We start from the raw sequence: 18,158 nt of genomic DNA on the forward strand, positions 1-18,158 counted from the left end.
GGGGGCTGGACTGTTATCGCTATGCGCGACAATGTGGCGAACGGAATCAATTAATACCAATAATTATTTCATTGGATTTTTCATAGATATTACCGATGAATCGTATCGCCTTCTATCATCTTGAAACCCTCCTATGGATTTCGCGCCTCGGCACGTTCGGGGCCGCCGCCGACCGGCTGAACGCCAGCCAGCCGACAATTTCCGCCCGGATCAGGGAGTTGGAGGGGCAGGTCGGCTTTCCGCTGTTCCAGCGCGAAGGCCGGAACATGATGCTGACGGTGCGCGGCCGGGAATTCGTGCAGCAATGCGAGATGCTGTGGACCACGCTTCAGCAAACCCTGCTTTCGCCCGACGAATTCCGGGGCGCTTCGGGCATCGTGCGCGTCGGCTGCGGTGAGATTGCGGCGGCAAGCTGCCTTCCCGTATTCACCAACGCCATTCGGGAAAGCATGCCGAAAATCTCCCTGGAGATCGAGATCAACCTGACCGCCCACCTGATCGACGACCTGCTCAGCGGCCGGGTCGACATGGTGTTCGCCATCGGACCCATCGCCATGCCGGGGATAGTGGCGAGCACGCTTCAGCAGGTCGACCTTGTATGGCTGGCCAGCCGGGAGCTTGGCGAACGCCTGATCGAGAAGGGCGGCGGCATAGGACCGGCCGTGCCGCTCTGGTCGGTGGCGCGTTCTTCGCCCATGCACGACCTGATGGCGACCATGATCCGCAAATCGTCCTTCCGCCATCCGCAGGTCCATACCTGCAACAATGTGCGTTCGCTGATCGACATCGTGGAATCCGGCGGCGGCGTCGGATTGTTCCCGCTCAACATGGTGGAGGAGAAGATAGCGGGGGGGGCGCTCGTCAAGCTGGACGAAGAGGTTCCCCAGCCGATCCTGCTCCAGTCGGCGATGCGCAGCAACGACCATGATCCGATCATATCCGAACTATTCCGCCGATCCTGCGAGATCGCCTACGCCTGAATAGCCGCAACGCCTTTCAGGATAAGCCCGCATTGTTCCAGCGCCCCGGAACACGTAGACATTCGCCATGAGCTTGCTTTCCGCGACCCTGCTGGCGCTTGCGATCGTCCTGCTGCTGTTCGGGATCGCCACCATCGTGGAGAGGCGCGGCGGCTTGGCGTTCGGCCGCCATGACGTGCGCCACGGCGCCTATGCGCTGGCGCTGGGCGTCTATTGCTCTAGCTGGACCTTCTATGGCGCGGTGGGCAGCGCCGTGCGCGACGGCTGGCACTATCTGCCCATCTATCTCGCGCCGATCTGCCTGCTGATCGCCGCCCCCCGCTTCCTGCGCCGGCTGGCCGAGGCGGTCGCGGAAGAGCGCGCCACGACGGTTTCCGACTTCATCGCCGCGCGCTTCGGCCATGACGTGGTCGTGGCCCGCCTTGTCACGATCATCGCATTGCTGGGGACCGTTCCCTATGTCGCGCTGCAATTCCGTTCCATCGGCAGCGCCATCTCCATCGTGACGGGCCGTCCCGTCGCGACGATGGCCATGCTCACCGCCGCCTGGCTGCTGTCCCTGTTCGCCATGCTCTTCGGCGCCCGCCGTTTCGAACTGGCGGGGCGCAGCGAGGGGCTGGTCTATGCCATCGGCATCGAATCCCTGCTCAAGATCGTTGCGCTGACGACTGTCGCGGTGCTGGCCCTCGTCCTGCTGGGTCAGGCGGACGCCGCGGGCCTGTCGCGGGGCGCCGCCATCCTGACCGCCAATTTCCGACCGGAGCGGCTGTCGATAGAGGTGGGCGTCATCTTCCTGATTTCGGTCATGGCGATCATCGTCCTGCCCCGGCAATTCTACATGGGCCTGGTCGAGGCGCGCGAGCCGGGCGATCTGGTGAGCGCCCGCTGGGGCCTTGCCGCCTATCTCGCGGCGATGGCGTTGATGGTGCTGCCTGTCGCGCTGGCGGGCGCAAGCCTGCTGCACGGGGCGCAGCCCGATCTCTACATGCTCCAACTGCCCGAAATGGACGGGCAGGGCGTCGTGCTCGCCCTCGCCCTGCTGGGCGGGATCGCGGCTGCGGCATCGATGGTCGTCGTCGATTCGACCGCGCTGGCGACGATGGTTTCGAACGACCTGCTCTTTCCCACATTGCTGGCGCGGGAGAACGGGGCGGAGGCCGGTGCGGGGACGCTCGGCCGGCGGATGCTGCTCGTGCGCCGCTTCTCCATCATCGCGATCATCGCGGCTGCGCTTGCCTGGGCGCTGCTCGTTTCGGCCGAACAGTCGCTCGCTTCGATCGGCCTCGTCGCCTTCGCCGCCATGGCGCAGTTCACGCCGCACCTGATCCTGGCCACCTATGCGCCGGGTCGCGATGCCCTTGCGGCGCGGGCCAGTCTCGCCATCGGGCTGGTCATCTGGTTCTACACCCTGGCCCTGCCGCCCATCCTGCCGTCCGCCTGGCTGGCCGCGCTTGCGGGAAGCGCGTTCGATCCCTTGCGCCTGTTCGGCATCGGCGCCGCCTCTCCGCTGGTGCACGGCGTCGCATGGAGCCTTGGCGCCAACCTTCTCGTCTTCGCGCTCGTCGCGGCGCGCAAGGTGAAGGCGCCCGTCCTGCCCAGCCTTGGCGGCCAGCGTCCGATCACCGATCTTGCCGAACTGGCGCAGCTCACCGCCAGCTTCGTCGGCGAAGAAGAGGCCGCCCGCGAATTTCCGGCGGCGGCACGCGGCACGCCCATCGACCGCCAGTCGGCGCAACGCGCCCGCGAGTTGATCGCGCGCGTGGTCGGCGCGTCATCGGCCCGTTCGCTGGTCGCATCGGCGCTGGCGGGCGGGCAGATGAGCCTGTCCGACGTCACCCGGCTGCTGGGAGAGCGGGGGCAATCGCTGCGCTTCTCCCGCGAGTTGCTGGCCGCCACCTTCGAGCATATCGACGCCGGCATCAGCGTCGTGGATGCGGACATGAACCTGGTCGCCTGGAACAGCCAATATCTCGACCTGTTCGACTTTCCTCCCGGTTTCCTGCGGGTGGGCACGCCGATTGCGGAATTGATCCGCTATAATGGACGGCTGGGCGATTTCGGGACGAAAGACATCGAATTCCACGTCAAGAAACGCCTGCACCACATGCGCCGGGGCCTTCCGCACAGTTTCGAGAGGCGGCGCAAGGACGGCCGCGTCATCAAGAGCATCGGCGGGCCGATGCCGGGCGGCGGCTATGTCACCAGCTTCATCGACATCACCGAAGACGCGCGCATCCGCGACGAACTCGGCCGGACGTTGAGAGAGTTGGAGACCCGTGTCGCCGACCGCACCCGCGAACTCAGCGACACCAATTCGCGGCTTGCCGAAGCGACGAAGGACAAGACCCGTTTCCTTGCCGCCGCCAGCCATGACCTGCTCCAGCCGCTGCACGCGGCGCGGCTTTTCACCGCCGCCCTGCAACGGGAGGTGGAGGGAATGCCCCATATCCTGGCCCAGCGCGTCGACAACGCGATCGTCGCGGCGGAGGGACTGCTGCGCGCGCTCCTCGACATCAGCAAGCTCGATGCGGGCGGCGTCCAGCCTGGTCCGGAACCGATCGATCTCGCACCCTTTCTCACGAACCTTGCCGATGGGTTTGCACCGATGGCGAAGGAGAAGGGGCTGCGCCTGCTGACCGGCCCGCTTGCCGGTCATCTCGATACGGACCCGGGACTGCTCCGATCGGTATTGCAGAATTTCGTCTCCAACGCCCTGCGCTACACGCAGCATGGCGGAATATTGATCGGCGTCAGGCGCAGGGGCGGGATGATCCGGATCGACATCGTCGACACCGGGGTCGGCATAGCCGCCGACCAGATCGAGGCGATATTCGGGGAATTCACCCGTCTCGGGGCGCTGGACGTCGAAGGGTTTGGCCTTGGCCTCGCCCTCGCCCGGCGGATCGTCCGGCTGCTGGGCGGCAGCATCGAAGTGCGTTCCGTTCCGGGAAAGGGCAGCCGATTCAGCCTGCTCATGCCTGAAGGCACGGGACGGACCGCGCCGGAACCGGCGCCGGAAGTCAAGGCGCCCATGCCGGAGGCGCGCAACCTTGCCGTACTGGTGGTCGATGACGATCCGATGATCGTGGCGGCGACAGAGGCGCTGCTTGCCAGCCTGGATCACCGGACGCTGACCGCCGGGGATGGCGAGACGGCCCGGAAGCTCGCGCCCGAAGCGGACGCCGCCCTGGTGGATTTCCAGCTTGGCGGGAAGGAGGATGGGCTGAGCCTGATCGCCGCGCTGCGCCGGGAGCATCCGGGCCTGCCCGCCGCGCTCGTCACGGCGGAGGATGCGGCGGATCTGGCCGCACGCGCTGCTGTGCTGGATATCGCCTTCATCGCCAAGCCTGCCGCGCCGGAGGCTATTGCGGCCTTTCTGGACAAATTCGGAAATGTCGGGTGATGGTCAATCCAAGACATTCCTTCTCCTTTGAGGGAGCAGGATTACAAATCATCGCGTACGGCATTGATAAATAAAACAACAAGAAGCGTTGACTGCAAAGAAGTTAATCAATTTCAACAACAACTCTTTTGAACTTATTGGGACAATATAAACATCTTCTGTTCCGTAGTCAATTCGACGCACCGACGATACTCACACTCCGTTCGTCGTGGTCGGGAAGCACCTTCTCCTTACTTATATGGCCCATCAAGCGCCTTTCTCCTGAGCGGGCAAAACCTCCGACCCTTTGACCCTCATTGAATTCGCGCAGAGCTGAACGTTGCGGCAGCCAATTATCCACGGGAGTGATTTCGGCGGAGCCCATGTTCGCACCGGATAGAGAAGACACTATCTGCCCCCGATAGAAATGACACCTCTTGATCACAGCAGGGGCTGCGTGGAGCCCTCGGGATAGCGCAGCGCAGACCCTGCTGATGGCGTAACAGTGGTGGGGAAGGGCACGGACCCGCTGCGACGGCAGCGGGCTCGGTCAGAACCGCTTTAGCGCGCCTTCACGAACTCGAGCGTGCCGCGCGCCCGTAACTCCGCCGGGCTGAGCCGGGGACGACGTTTGAGCTTGGCCCCACCCAACCGACGCCCATCGATCTTCACCGGCACCTCCGGTTCCGGGAACAGATGCATTGGCTGGTCGCGGCGAGCAGGGGCATAGTTGTTCCGCTGCCGATGATGCGGCGCGACCGCTTGGATCTCTTTTGCTAGCGCCAGTGCCGCGTCGAGATGCTTGTTATCGACGATGGCAGGTTGATTGATCCGGGGCATCTTGTCGAACAGGCTATAGGGAAGGGAGCGCCCCTCGTGGCGGATCTCGACTGTGCCGTCAGGATATTCACAGACATCCACGCGCTTGCGCACCAGTTCCTTACTGATCGGGTTCGGCTCCAGAAGGAACAGCACTTTGTTATAGTGCAGCGTCAGCGCGGCCGTGACCGTCCGCTGTTCGCGCCAGACCATGACGGAGTGCAGATCATCCCGCAGTGCCAGAGGGCGGTGTAGATCACGACTGTCTGCGGCCGGACGAGCGAAGCGCGCATTGTGCCCAACCATGTAGCTCGGCAGAAAGACGTTCGCTTCTTCGATCGACGAGATACCTTCCAGGCGCATCGCTTTGATCAGGCGGTCCTGCAATGTGCCGTTCGCCCGCTCGACCCGGCCCTTGGCTTGGGGTGAGTTGGCGCAAATGATCTCGATGTTCAGCGCATCGAGCGCGCGCCCGAAATGCGTCATGCCGTCACCCTTGGCGGTCGCTTTAGCGTTGCGGAAGACCGTGTGCTTGTCGGAATAAAAGGCCACCGGCTTGCCGTGCCGCTCGATATATTCGCGCGTCGCTTCCATGTAGGAAAAGGTGCTTTCGCTCTCGACCATCTTGAGGTGCATCAACTCGCTGGTCGCGTCGTCTATGTAGACGAGCAGCGTGCATCGCGGTCCGCGATCCTCAAACCATTCATGATCCGAGCCGTCGATCTGGATCAGCTCGCCACGACACTCCCTGCGGTGGCGCGTGGGCGAGACCGGCGAGCTGCGCGATCCTGCCACAGACCAGCCTCAATCATCATCTGCGGTCAACCCGGGCATGCCAGGCCAGATCGCTGATCGCCAGCGCCCGCCGTGCCGCGCGCACTTTGGTTCGGGCCACCGCCACCCGACGAAACAATACGCCCGTGCGGATCGATGCGGCCTCGACCCACAGGGTCACGCGCCGCATCGTGTCGGGCGAGAGCCACACAAAGGCCCCCTGCCCTTCCTGGTCGGTTTTCGAACGCGCCAGCTCGAGCACTGCCGAACCGTCCTCCTGAGGCTCGATCCTGTCGAGGTCCACGGCTGCCAGCTCCGAGACGCGCAAACCTGCATCATAGCCCAGCGACAGGAGCGCCGCGTCTCGCAGGCCCACAACGTCACCGCCGCAGGCTTCGAGCAGCACCGACAACGTGAATCCCTTGACCGCGTCGCGGCCGATGCCCTCGCCGAAGCGCAACGGGCCCGCCTGGCGCTGCCGCACCCCGACCCGCCGCCGGTGTCCGCGCAGTGCATCACGCACTATCGTCGCGCCTACCGGGCTGGGAAGTCCGAGCAGCTGGTGCGCCACCGCCAGCGACGACAGGCGGCGCGACACGGTCGTGGGTTTGAGCCGCCGCGCCTCGCAATAGTCGACATAGGCTACCAGCCGCTTCGCTGGCGGGCAGGCCGATCCCGCCCTCGCGCGCCACAAAGCTGGCATAGCAGTCGCAATCGACCGCGAGCGCCTTGATGCTGGCGGGCGCTCGCGCCTCCAAAGCCTTGCGAAAAGCGAGTGCATCCAGAACGGCGCCGTCCGCTGTCAATAACTGGAGCAAGGCGACGAGCTGGGCCTCACGATCCTGCGCGGAACCAGAGTGGCGCCGGGGCAGTTTGGCCTCGCCCGGCGCCAGCACCGTCACGATCTCCCCGGACACCGCCGCTCTGGCTTTAAGCGGGCGCTGTGCCCGCGCAGAGAGGGACAAGACGGATTTTGCGCGCATGGCGGGGAATAGTAGCGCCAAAAATGGCGCTGTCACTATCGATAAGACCCCATTATCGATAGTGAATTTCCGATCATGATCGTTCCCGCGAATGGGGAGTCAGCGTCGCAAAAGGGCGCGACATTTCCTTAAGACGCACTTCCAGAGCGGTACTCGCGCCGGGACGAACCGCCGTTATCGAACACATCGGCACCAAACCGCTTTCGCAGATGAACCGCGACCAGGGCCGCATAGCGGCGTTGGCGTTTACCGTTCGGGCTATGGTAAATGCCCACCGCCTTCCAATAGCTGCCGCTCGTCTTCAGCGCGTCGAGAAATATCCACCGTGCCGCCTCGGCGTTGAAGCAGGGATCAAATTGCAGCCAGCGACGAACCTCATTCTCGCGCCGCGACAGCAGCGCCGCGATCCTCGGCACCCACCAACTGTTGATCTGAAGCGGTCCCAGGTCATGGCTACCGTCGCTATTCAGGATTTCCGCACCGATCCAGCCAGCTTCCTGATCACGCAAGCCCCAGAGCGTCTTTTCGAGCCAGGACTGGCCGTGTGCCGCCTGCCGGATGCACCGGGCCACCGCCGGTTCCGGTGGCCTCGCCGCTACTGCGTCTTCCCAAGGTAGCGCCACCGTCAGCGCCAGCGGGACAACACAGATCCAAGCTCGATCACCGATCCAGGCCACGGCCGCCCTCCCTTTCATTGCCGCGGGTCTGCTGCTCGCGCGCAGGAGCAGGCGTATCCCGTTTGCTGCGACGGTCGCTCAGCAAAGAATGAAGATGGTGATCGAGCGTCTCGAAAACCTTTTGAGCCCGACCAGCGAGCTTGTCCGCCACGCTTTTGGGTTTTGCATTGCGGGTCCAAAGCTCGCGCTCAAGCCGACGATCGCTGCGCTGGCGTCTCTCCCTGTCCTGATCTACCTTCAGTTGCTGGAGATGCGATCCTTGCCTGGCAGCCATTCGATCACGATGATCACGCTCCAGGCGCCCAAGGCCTTCAAGGCCTGACGTCTTCTCGCCCGATCGCTCATCGAGCCTCTCGACCAGTTTTTCCGGATTCTGGGTCCAGAGCTTTACCCCATATCGGGCGCGGGTGATCGCGGTATAGAAATTCTGCGCGTTCACCAGCGGCGACCCGACAGGCGCCAGGACATAGACCCGGTCATAGGTCTTGGACTGGGCCGAATAGATGGTCTCGGCATAGCCATGATCCCAGGTCCTGTGCCGGGAAAGATCGATCGTCTGAACCCGTTTGTCGCGATCCCAGCGGATCGTTGCCAGCGAGCCATCGAGCGTCTCGACCGTCCCCCGCTCCGCATTTTTGAGTTGGAGTTCGCGCGACGCCAGGCGCCACTGGATTCGGTCGCCTTCGCTGAGGTCTCTCTTCTCTTCCATAAAGACGTTGACCTGCGAGGCTTTGGTCGAGCGCGGATCCCACAGATGGACGCCGCCCTGCCCATCGACCAACCGGACCAGTTGCCGACCTCGACCGTCCCGCACCATCCCAGCGACGCGGTATTCGCTCGTCCGCCCCAATCCCGCTCCTGGCTGATCGCGGCCGAAGGTCACCACCTGTCCCCTTGAATAAAAGCGCGCCATGCGCTTTTCCTGATCGCTCAGCCCGCCGGGCGTCAGGACCGAAAGCCGCGTCTCCTTAGCTGCGACGACACCCTCGCGCTGGAGGACCTCCCTGATCTTGCTGTTCACGATGAGGCGCGAGGCATTGTCGAGAACAAGAATGTTGGTCGCAGCGCGGCTCCTGGGGATGAGGCGCGTCCATTCCGCGACCACACCCGCAGCCAGCGTGGCGGCATCCTCACCGCCCACCACCTTGTCGAGCCGGCCAATCGAAGCCGCGTAATCCCCTGCCCTCGCATGCGCGACAGCCTGTCGCATCGCCTCGGTTTCCTGCCGACGCGACTCCGTCAGTTCGGCCGTTTCCATGCCCAGTTTCTGCATGAGCCAGAAGGCCTTGCCCTGCTCGATCGCGCCGGTCTGCTTGTTGTCGCCAAGGAGAATGAGGCGAGCGCCAGTGGCCCGGCTGATTTCCAGCACCCGCAACGCCTGGCGGCTTCCCAGCTGCCCCGCCTCGTCGAGAACCAGCACATGGTTGCCGCTGATTCCATAGCCATCGCCCGCAAGCAGGCTCGCGACCGTGCGCGACTCGATCTGCGCCTTCTCCCCCAGTTCGGCGGCGGCGGACGATGTCGGCGCCAGGGCGATGAAGGTCGTGCCCGGCAGCGCCGCATCTTTCAGTGATCGGACGAGCGTCGATTTTCCTGCACCCGCGACGCCGTGAAGGCCGGTGACCCGGTCACGCGAGGTTCCCATGTCCACCAGCGCCCGTTCCTGCGCCGGAGAAAGCCCCGCCCGCTCCAATATGGGAAGCAGGCGATCGGCGCTCGCCACGGGCCGACCGTCCCCGACGGCAAGCGCCAGATGCATGGCGAGAGACTGCTCCAGCCGCACCGTCCGCCGGGTGGTCCGGCCCCGTGTCAGTATCCCATCCCCAGTCTGGCCACGGGTAGCGAGGAGCTTGCGCCGTTCTTCATGCGCATCGATCAGGGGCCGCAGATCCTGAAAACGGATCTCCCCGACATGGGAGGCTAGCCCCGCGGTATAGAGACGGCCAAGCGGGTTCACGGCCTCCTTCCCCTCCGATTGCCTTATCCCGAACAGAGCTGCTCGGGCGGCATCGGCGCGGTCGACCCGGACGGGATGCTCGCCCGATCGCGCGGCGCCCTCTCTCGCCGCTTCAAGCGGCTTTTCATATGGTCCCAGCCGCCCGCGCCACTGGATGAGCAGCGTATCGATCCCGGTCTTCACCTTGGCGCCGCGGGTGGCATAAAAGGATTGGCGGCGCGACGCCTGACCGACCAGACCATGCTGCGCGGCATGTTCATTGATCTGCTCGGCCCGCTGCGACATCTCCTCGATGAGAGCCTTGGGAACACCCCTGATTTCGAAAAGACCCCGGCGCGGATCGAAGTCTATCTCATAGCCGAGCTCGCGCAGGCCATGGGCAAGTTCGTTCCTGTAGATCTGCCCGCTGGTCATCTGCTCGGCATACACGGCGCGGGTTTCGAGGCTTGCCACCGGATCGCCCGATTGCCCGTTGGTCATGTTGAGGACGACGACATGGGTGTGGAGGTGGGGATCAAGTTCGCGGCTGGCATGTTCGGTGAACCGCGCCCACAGCAATCGGCCCGTCGTCTCGTGGACAATGTTGCCCTCTTCCCGTTTTCGCAGCTGGGCATGCTCTTCAAGATAGGCGAGCGTCACATCGACCGATCGCTCATGGAGCTGGACGATCCGCTCATCCCCCAAGGCGAGCGCCATTACTGATACGGATTTGGGCGCACTGATCGCAAAGTCCCAGCCGGGATGATGCTGGATGCCGTCGGCGCGATGTCGGCCCAACTGTTGGCCTGCAACCTTGCCAGCCAGCAGGGACCGAAAGGTTTCAGGATCGACATCGCCCGAAAGGTCGAGCTCGCTCGCCAGGGCACCACCCCAGGACGACCGCTCCGCCTCCCCCTTCGTGTAATAATCGCCGATCGCGTAATAGCGCGCAATGTTACCGGGCGAACCCTTCAGGCGGCGCGGATGCATCATGCCGGCCTCGCATCACTACGGTCGCCCGATACGCGCCCGTGCTGCCGAAGGCGGAAGCCGCTCGTCCTTCCAAGGAGTCTGGGCAGTGCTCTTTCCGCGTTTTCATTTTCGCCCTCCGCAGGATCGGATGAGGAGCCATGCACGCTGATCTCGTCATGCGCGGGCGTGCTGCCCTCGTCCGCTTCGAGAGGGAGTTCGGGCGCTTCGCTCTTCTTTGCCCGTCGCCGTCTGGATGGCGGTGCCGGAGGTTGGGGAGCTGATGGCCTATCGCTATCCGGGTCGAGGCGGACGGGTGGCACGAGCCGCTCTACGAATGCGGCCTGCGGACTAGGCAAGGCATTATATCGATCGGTGAACCGCACGACCGGAAGGTTCCGACCGAACCGGAGGAAGCCCACAAGATTGGGAAGATTGGTGACCTCGGTATGCATCACCAGCGGGCGGGTCACCTGCATCCGCGACAGGTTGACCCCGTCGCGCATATCGTTGACGCCATAGGACATGCCCTCATTGGCCTCGACCTGTTCGACCTGCCCCAGATTTTCCGAAACATGCTTGGCCGTGGGAGTGTCGTTGGCGCGCAGAGCCACCCAGGTCGAGCAATAGCCGGTGATCGCCGCGGCATCCTGAATGCCGTAGGTCGCTTCCAATTGCGGGTAGGACTGAAACCCCAATATGCCGCAGCCGCCATATTTGCGCGCGCGGGCGAGAAAGTCGCTGAGCGACGGCAGTTTCTGCAGCGTCGGGAGCTCGTCGATGACGCAATAAAGGCGGCGCTTACGATCCGGCGGGAGGCTCATGATGGCGCTGATCGCGATGTCGAGCCAGACGGTCACAAGAGGCCGGAGGGAGGGAAGCTGGTCCGCCTTCACGGTGATGAAGAGCCAGCTGTCATCCTCCTCGTTCGCGACCCAGTCCCGGATCGAGAAGCCATCGGCCGTGTCATCGAGATAGGAGAAGCTGCGCATCACCGAGGCCAGTTCAGCCCGGATACCGGCCGACGTACGGTCGCCTTCCATCGAGATGAAGGCTGCGGCATCGGTGCCTTCGGCAAAGCTTGCCAGCGTCTTCAGGGGGCTGCGCAGCACCGTTTCCAGGAGCGCGGAAACCAACGTCCGCTCATGCCGGGCGAGCTTGCGCAGGACCGCCACCAGCGTGCCGCGGGCCGCCTTCGCCCAGAAGGGATCGCCGCCTTTGTCTGGGATCGTCGACTCCGCGATCTGATCATAATGATAGTCACGCGGCACATCGACCCAGGGCGACCAGCAGTCGGAGCGGTCGTCCAGCGGATTGAGCAGAATGTCGTGCCCTGGCCGGTAGAATTTCTCAACGAAAGTGCCAGCCGTGTCATAAACGATCGCCCGCTTGCCTTGCTTTCGCATGCCGTCCAGCATCTTGACGATGATGTTGGTCTTGCCCGTGCCGGGTGCACCACAGATGAGGATATGCTCAGGCTCGAAGGCGTCGGGAACAGGCACGCCGCCGATCGGAAAGCTGCCCTTCCGGCTGCGCCACAATTGCCGCCGCAGTTGCCGCGCGGTGCCAAAGCGCGCACCGCGAAGAAACTGATTGGAGCCGAGGCCCTTCCCTGTCCGGGTGAAGTAGAACCAGGCCCAGCCCAGCATCAGGAGGGCCAAGGCGCCCGCCAATGCCGCGCCGTACACCAGATGATGCTCCATCGCCTGCAGGGTATTCCTGGCGGTGCGGGAGCCCAGCAAGGCATCGGACGTCGTCCAATATTGGCTCCCCGATGGGGTCCGAAAGAGGACCGGCGCGCCACCAGGAACGTCGCTTTTGAGCGTCGCCTCGGCGATCTTGACGGCGACAAAGCGCTGATAGTCGGTGGACTTCTCCAGCACATACCAGAAGGTGCCGCCGACCCAGATGGCGATCCCCGCCAGCAGGGTCTGGAAGAAAACCTGCGTGGTCATGCGGACATTGTGGACGATGGCCTGCCCGCCTCTCGTCCAGGAACCCAACGTATCGTTCCGGAAGATGCTCACTGGAGTACCTCCTCGGGATCGAGAAGGCCCCGCTCCAGAAGCAGGGCGCGCGCATCTTCCATTCCCTTCTCGAGAATATCGGGCCGGCGCGCGCTGACTGATGCGGCAAGGATGGCGAAGACCTGGATGAGGATCGCCTGCACTTCGTCGAAGCGGCCATGATAGCCCGCCGCGTCCATGCCTTCATAGCGGTTGAGAATGTCCCGGACATAGTCGGGTATGGTCGTGCCAGCTGCCTGAGCGCCGACGACGAGACGCCCGAAGAGGGCGTCCTTGAACCTGATGGTAATTCTGGGCAAGCGCCGAACTCCTGTTCGTCGCCTGGTCAATCGTGATGAAGCGCGGCCGTTATAACCGGATTTCAACCTGATCTCAATTGATTACATGTGTTCAGAGGGGCAGCCAAACGGTGCCAAGGCAGATCAAGGACTTAACTACTTGGCCGTCCGAAACGACAGCCAAAGCGTGCCAGGGGGCGTCAATCAGCGCCATCAGCGTAAGACCTGTATTCGGCCGGAAACCCGCGCAAATGCTGGTGATTCGCGCCCGCAGCACCCGTGCGTACGGTGCATTACAAAACGCCCCCGGCGTGCGTCCCCTCCTCGCAGCGCGTTCGCGCGCTGCGCAGGCTTCGAGCCGGAAGGCGCGGGCCTCTTGGAAGAATGGCCATGGGGGCTCAATGTCCCCATGGCCCTGCCCCTGAACAAGCGAAAAGCCGGAGGGGCGCGCGACCCCTCCTGACCTTCAGATTTCGTCGACCAGCCTTCCCGGTACGGTGTGGACGATCCGCTCGATGAGCGTCTCGGGAAGCGTCGAATAATCCCCCTCGTCGATGGCGACATAGCCCTGCTCGCCGTCATCCAGGACATGCTGGTCGAAGTAACTCGAAGCGGCGCGGCGTTCAGCGTTGCGGAGTGCGGCGAGAAAAGCGCTATGATTGTAAGCATTCGTCATCTGCATGGGAGCCTCCTTCATCTGGAAAAGACGGGAGGTCCGGCGGCGGGCCGACAAGCCCGGGTCAAGGAGCGCCGGTGCAGCCGGCGACCGCGCAGCGGGCGGTGGAGGAACCGATTTAGTTGCCGCCGCTGCCGCGCGAAGCGTGGCGGAGGCGGCGGCTAAATTGGAGGGGCCACGGATCCTTGAGGCGGGTGAAGGCAGCCTGCCAAGATGGGACTTTTGTGAAGTATCTATGTGTGGCCTCCCCCCCCGCCGAGGCGTAGCGCCGTGCGGACCGGCCGGTCCGCATGACACGCGAGCGAGGCGGAAAGGCTCCCCCCTCAGGGATGCCACCCACAAAGACAGCAACAGTCGTCAATGCTGGTCAGCGTGCAGACGCCCGGCTCCTAGTCCGGCTCTTCCTCGCCATCGCCGTAACCGAACTCGGCGGCGATCCGCAGCGCCTTATCCCGCAGCAAAGTGCAAGAGCGTGAACCGCAACCGTTCAGGGGGTCAACTTTGGACGCCCATCACCCCAAAACTGGGGTCAACATTGCAGGCTTATTCACAGATAGCATTTTGCCGTCCGTGTGCACCGTGCTGATGGAATTGTCGGTCATGTCATCCCCTATGTTGGCGGCGGGATTGCCCGGTGCGATCCCGCCTCCGTGCCGTGTTCAGTCTATGGCCTTGCCGCTTTCGGGTTCGTCGGGGAGGTTCCCGGCGATGGCCCAGATGAGGGGTTGGGCCTGGATGATGGAACCTGCGACCCGCGCCGCGTCCGCCCAAAGGGACAGCGGAACAAGTCCGCTAAAGCCGATGTCCCGCTCGATCCGAAGCCCAAAGGGAAGGCGAAGGGCCGTGATCTCCGTGAGGCTGAAATAGCCCAGTTCAGGACACCCAAAGCCAAGGTCAGCGAGCCCAAACATGGCGTCGCCATCCTCGCAAAGCTCGGTCACAAGCCATGTCGCCGCGCCCACGGGATTGAAGAATTTGACCACTGGCACCGGGTCCGGCTCCCTTTCGCCCTTCTCCTGCGCGGCACGGCGCGCTGCGGTGTTCGCCTGAAGGGCTGCGATATGCTGGGGTTCAAGGAGGATCATGCGGCCAGCCTCCCTTCGATGGTCATCGCTTCCTCGCCCGATTGCGCCGGGGGCAGGAAGCCCAGAAGAAAGTCGGCGGCCTTGCTCGCCTGACTGGCGGCGCGGAAAATGGCGCGGGCATCCTCGCGAAGGACGGAAAGCCACGATCCCAGATAGTCGCTATGGCGGACGGTCGGCACGATCCCCAATTCGGCGCAAAGGAAGGCGCTCCCCATTTCCGCGATCAGTTCCTCGCGGGCATAATCGGGGCTGCCGAATCCGGTCTTGGGCAGGCGGTCGAGGCGCGAGCGATGACCAGAAAAATGGGTCAGTTCATGGAGGACCGTCCGATACCAGTTGATGGGTTCATAATAGACTTCGGGCGGAGGAACGCAGATTTGATCGGTGGCCGGGGCATAATAGGCGTCGCTCCCGCCGATGCGGATTTCCGCACCGGTCGCATCGATCAATGCTTGCGCGCGGGGGATCAGGACCGCCGCATTATGCGTGGTTCTGATCCGGGCGGGTTCCAAATCCACCCCCTCGATCTGGTCCAGATTGAAGACCGTGAAGCGCTTCAGGAATGCGACCTGCCGGGCCTCGTCGCCGTCCCGTATCGGGTCGCCGTCCTTGGCCTTGGGCGTGAATTTGTCGGCATAGCAGACGGTCGTGCCCTGCTCGCCCTTGCGGACATGCCCCCCAAGCGCGACCACCTGCCGATAGGTAAGCCAGCCCTGCGACTGATAGCCCCGCTCGAAAAGGGTGCTCCAGAGAATGAGTATGTTTATGCCTGAATAGCGCCGTCCGGTTCCGGCGTTGCGCGGCAGGCCAAGCGTTGCCTTGCCATCATCCCAAGGCTTGACCCATGGCAGGGTTCCCGCTTCCAGTTCGGCAATGATGCGCTCCGTCACTTCGGCGTAGAGGGTGGAACCAAAGCGCTGCGGCTGATCCTGATAACTCATCGTTCTTACTCCTGTCGCATCGCACCGGCCGCCGGAACGGCGGGGGTGGGCGGCAGGAGCGAACCGACAGGCCCGCCGGCCGAGGCGGGCGGCACCCGCAGGGCCGCAACGCAGTGAAGGAGTTGGGGCTTAAGCCCCGAACTTGCGGCTCGCCGCGGTGGGCCTATAGGGCAGCGACGCCCACCCCCGCCTCCCCGGAGGCCGAGCAAACCAACCGGCAAACATCGCCGCGCCCTGGCGCGGTGGCCGCCCGACCTTTTCGCGCTGCCACCCGCAGCGCTCCGCATTCCCTGATCAAGGCATTGGATGGACGAAGCGGCGCATCAGGGAAAAACCGTCGCGGGATGCACCTGCTCAAACACTGCCGGGCGGCCGAGCCGCCCGGCGCGATTTCCTCCCTGCATCAGCCCCCGAGATGCACGGCTTCGTCGAGATGGGCGAGCGCGGCAGCGAAATGTTCCTCGACGTCCCAGACCGAGCAGCCAAGACGGAAGGCGATTTCGGGGAAGGTAAAGTCGTCCTTCACGTGGAGATAATAGGTGATGCGGGGGAGATAGTTGAGGGTAGCGAGACCGATGCGGAAGCGGTCGGCCATGCAGCCTTCGGGCCTGCGGGCAGCCATGAGACGGTTCCTTTCATGCAAAAAGGCAGGCGGCGGAACGGACCGCCACCTGCCCTGTGGTGATCAGGCGGCCAGTTGCTCCGGCCCTTCGTCCTCGTCCGACACGGGATCGCTCACGGCTTCAGCCGACGCGTCGGCGGGTTCGATCATATCGGGCGTTGCCTGCCCTTCGGGCTGTTCGGGTGCCGGGGCCAGAGCCGCTTCCAGCGCCGCCCATTGATCGACCGGCGCGACCCCGCCCCGGCTGGTATAAGCGCTCGGCGGGAAGCTCATCCAGCGGGGCACCCAGCCCTCGCGCTTCTCCCATCCCATCTGGCCATGGAGGCAATTGAAGATGATCCCGCGCTGGACCTTGCCGCTTTCCTTGGCGTTCGACGCCGCCACTTCGGCCCCGGCCACATCGGCAAGAAGATGACCGACAAGCGCCTTGTCGCGCAGCAATTCGATAAAGGCATCGTCGGCCTCCCAGACCTGCGCCATATCGACCTCCAGCTGACTGCCCAGCAGTTCGATCAGCATGGTTCCCGACTGGAGCGACTCGGCCATCACCACCGCAAGCACGGCAAGAACGTCCTTGTCGGGAAGCGTCATGAGCCTTGCGAAGAGAGGCACGATGTCCGCATCGCAGCCGACAAGACTGGGTTCGTCCTCGTCCAGCGCCAGCTTCGCCAGCGCCTCGCGCCGGAAGAAATCGGTCGAACCTTCCGAGAGGCAGCTTTCGACGCTTTCGCTGGTCGCCTCGTTCCGGCTCTTTTGCGACTGGCGCTCGACCCGCCACAAAGTGGAACCACAGATCGCATGGGCGACCATCAACCGCAGCGCGACGGCAGGAGTTTCCGCGACCTTCGCCGCCACCGCCGCATGACGATGGAGGTTCAGATATTCGGTGAGCGGGGCGCTGAGTTCCGGACGCGCCGGACGCTCGATGCTCTCCCCCTTCTCGATCTTGCGCGCTTCCTTGGTGGTGACATAGCCTTCATGGAAGCTGACGCTGCCGCGATGGTCGATGCTGATATAGACCCGTCCTCCCTTCTTCTTGGGGCAATGCTCATGTTCCCAGCCGTGGAAATAGGCTCCCGGCTCAAGGGTGATGACATCGGCCCAGCCAGCGTCCCGATAGCTGTCCGCTCTGGCCTCGATCGCGGCGTTCTGCGTTTCCCAGAACTGGTCGGCGCTGGCGAAGAAACTATCCTCCCCGAACAGGTCCGCTACGATCTCGCCCTTATAGGCTTCGAGCGGGAAGATCGCCGCGCTGGTCGGAATGCTGGCCCCGCCGAACAGCCATTCCTTGAGACGGTGGCCGACAGGGACATAGGCGTCCTCATCATCGAGCAGGGCGAGCCATGCCTTCTGCTGCGGCTTCGAGGCAAGGGTCAGATGCCGCACCGTGGTCGCGTCGATCTTCTCGGCGCGATAAAGCCCCCGGATGCGCGGCAGAAGGTTGCCGAGCGCGAGGGTCCGTTTCACCTGCAAGGCCGTAAGCCCAAAGGTGTTGGAAATATCCTCCGGCGTCCGCCCTTCCTTGACGAGGCGGGTGAAGGTTTCCCAGCGAGTCACCTCATCGGGGTCCAACCTCGCGATATTCTCGATGAGCGAGGCTTCGAGCGCGGCGGCGTCGTCCCCGGCCGCGATGACGGCGCAGGGAAGCGGATCGATCCCGCCATTTTCCTCAGCGACGACAAGGGCGGCATGATAGCGCCGCTTGCCCGCGACGATCTCATAGGTTTCAGGGGTGCCGTTCTGCCGCACGATCAGCGGCACGAGAATCCCCCTCGCCCGGACGGAGGGCAGGATATTGGCGAGGTCGGGCGCCTTCTTCACGCCCCGCATATTGGCGGTCGAGACGGCAAGATTGGCGATGTCGATATGCTTGAGTTCCATGACGTGGTTCCTTCTCTTGACTAACACCACCGGCCCGGCCGAAGCGGGGTGGGCGGCAAGAGCGAACCGGCAAGGCCCGGCGACAGAGGCGGGCGGCATCTGTCAGGACCGAAACGAAGTGGAGGAGC

14 protein-coding genes are annotated in these 18,158 nt (G+C 63.9%); 2 read left to right on the top strand and 12 right to left on the bottom strand.

Annotation, left to right across the window (positions count from 1 at the left end; genetic code table 11):
- Nucleotides 1–95 precede the first annotated feature (95 nt).
- Nucleotides 96–980 (top strand): LysR family transcriptional regulator, encoded by an 885-nt coding sequence (locus NUH86_RS18780; RefSeq protein ID WP_267252837.1) that lies wholly within the window; start codon nt 96–98, stop codon nt 978–980.
- A 67-nt stretch (nt 981–1,047) separates the two neighbouring features.
- Complete coding sequence (locus tag NUH86_RS18785) at nt 1,048–4,383, top strand: PAS-domain containing protein (protein WP_267252838.1); 3,336 nt, start codon at nt 1,048–1,050, stop codon at nt 4,381–4,383.
- Between the two features lie 540 nt (nt 4,384–4,923).
- Here NUH86_RS18785 and NUH86_RS18790 read toward each other — a convergent pair.
- The 12 genes from NUH86_RS18790 to NUH86_RS18845 form a co-directional block, all read right to left on the bottom strand.
- Entirely contained in the window at nt 4,924–5,976 is a 1,053-nt protein-coding gene (locus NUH86_RS18790) for an ISNCY family transposase (RefSeq protein ID WP_267252839.1), read from the bottom strand.
- A 16-nt stretch (nt 5,977–5,992) separates the two neighbouring features.
- Nucleotides 5,993–6,478 carry a hypothetical protein gene (locus tag NUH86_RS18795; protein ID WP_267252840.1) on the bottom strand — a complete coding sequence of 162 codons (486 nt, stop codon included), beginning with the start codon at nt 6,476–6,478 and terminating at the stop codon, nt 5,993–5,995.
- Complete coding sequence (locus NUH86_RS18800; RefSeq protein WP_267252841.1) at nt 6,471–6,872, bottom strand: hypothetical protein; 402 nt, start codon at nt 6,870–6,872, stop codon at nt 6,471–6,473. Before NUH86_RS18800 ends, NUH86_RS18795 begins: the two co-directional genes overlap by 8 nt.
- Before the next feature lie 194 nt (nt 6,873–7,066).
- Complete coding sequence (locus tag NUH86_RS18805; RefSeq protein ID WP_267252842.1) at nt 7,067–7,615, bottom strand: lytic transglycosylase domain-containing protein; 549 nt, start codon at nt 7,613–7,615, stop codon at nt 7,067–7,069.
- A complete protein-coding gene (gene mobF / locus NUH86_RS18810; protein WP_267252843.1) occupies nt 7,599–10,544 on the bottom strand; it encodes a MobF family relaxase in 2,946 nt (981 codons plus the stop codon). The genes NUH86_RS18805 and mobF overlap by 17 nt, the downstream gene beginning before the upstream one ends.
- Nucleotides 10,541–12,547, bottom strand: a complete 2,007-nt coding sequence (locus tag NUH86_RS18815; RefSeq protein WP_267252844.1) for a type IV secretion system DNA-binding domain-containing protein — start codon at nt 12,545–12,547, stop codon at nt 10,541–10,543. The genes mobF and NUH86_RS18815 overlap by 4 nt, the downstream gene beginning before the upstream one ends.
- Nucleotides 12,544–12,846 (bottom strand): hypothetical protein, encoded by a 303-nt coding sequence (locus NUH86_RS18820; RefSeq protein ID WP_192669409.1) that lies wholly within the window; start codon nt 12,844–12,846, stop codon nt 12,544–12,546. Before NUH86_RS18820 ends, NUH86_RS18815 begins: the two co-directional genes overlap by 4 nt.
- A gap of 445 nt (nt 12,847–13,291) precedes the next feature.
- Nucleotides 13,292–13,507: a hypothetical protein gene (locus tag NUH86_RS18825; RefSeq protein ID WP_093086336.1), complete on the bottom strand. Its 216-nt coding sequence runs from the start codon at nt 13,505–13,507 to the stop codon at nt 13,292–13,294.
- 653 nt (nt 13,508–14,160) lie between these two features.
- Nucleotides 14,161–14,586 carry a DUF2958 domain-containing protein gene (locus NUH86_RS18830; RefSeq protein ID WP_267252845.1) on the bottom strand — a complete coding sequence of 142 codons (426 nt, stop codon included), beginning with the start codon at nt 14,584–14,586 and terminating at the stop codon, nt 14,161–14,163.
- On the bottom strand, nt 14,583–15,527 hold the full coding sequence (locus tag NUH86_RS18835) for an ArdC family protein (RefSeq protein WP_267252846.1): 945 nt from the start codon (nt 15,525–15,527) through the stop codon (nt 14,583–14,585). The genes NUH86_RS18830 and NUH86_RS18835 overlap by 4 nt, the downstream gene beginning before the upstream one ends.
- A gap of 403 nt (nt 15,528–15,930) precedes the next feature.
- On the bottom strand, nt 15,931–16,149 hold the full coding sequence (locus NUH86_RS18840) for a hypothetical protein (RefSeq protein ID WP_267252847.1): 219 nt from the start codon (nt 16,147–16,149) through the stop codon (nt 15,931–15,933).
- 63 nt (nt 16,150–16,212) lie between these two features.
- Entirely contained in the window at nt 16,213–18,030 is a 1,818-nt protein-coding gene (locus NUH86_RS18845; protein WP_267252848.1) for a ParB/RepB/Spo0J family partition protein, read from the bottom strand.
- Nucleotides 18,031–18,158: the final 128 nt, after the last annotated feature.

The sequence above is a fragment of the Sphingobium sp. JS3065 genome, assembly GCF_026427355.1.
Classification (GTDB): Bacteria; Pseudomonadota; Alphaproteobacteria; order Sphingomonadales; family Sphingomonadaceae; genus Sphingobium.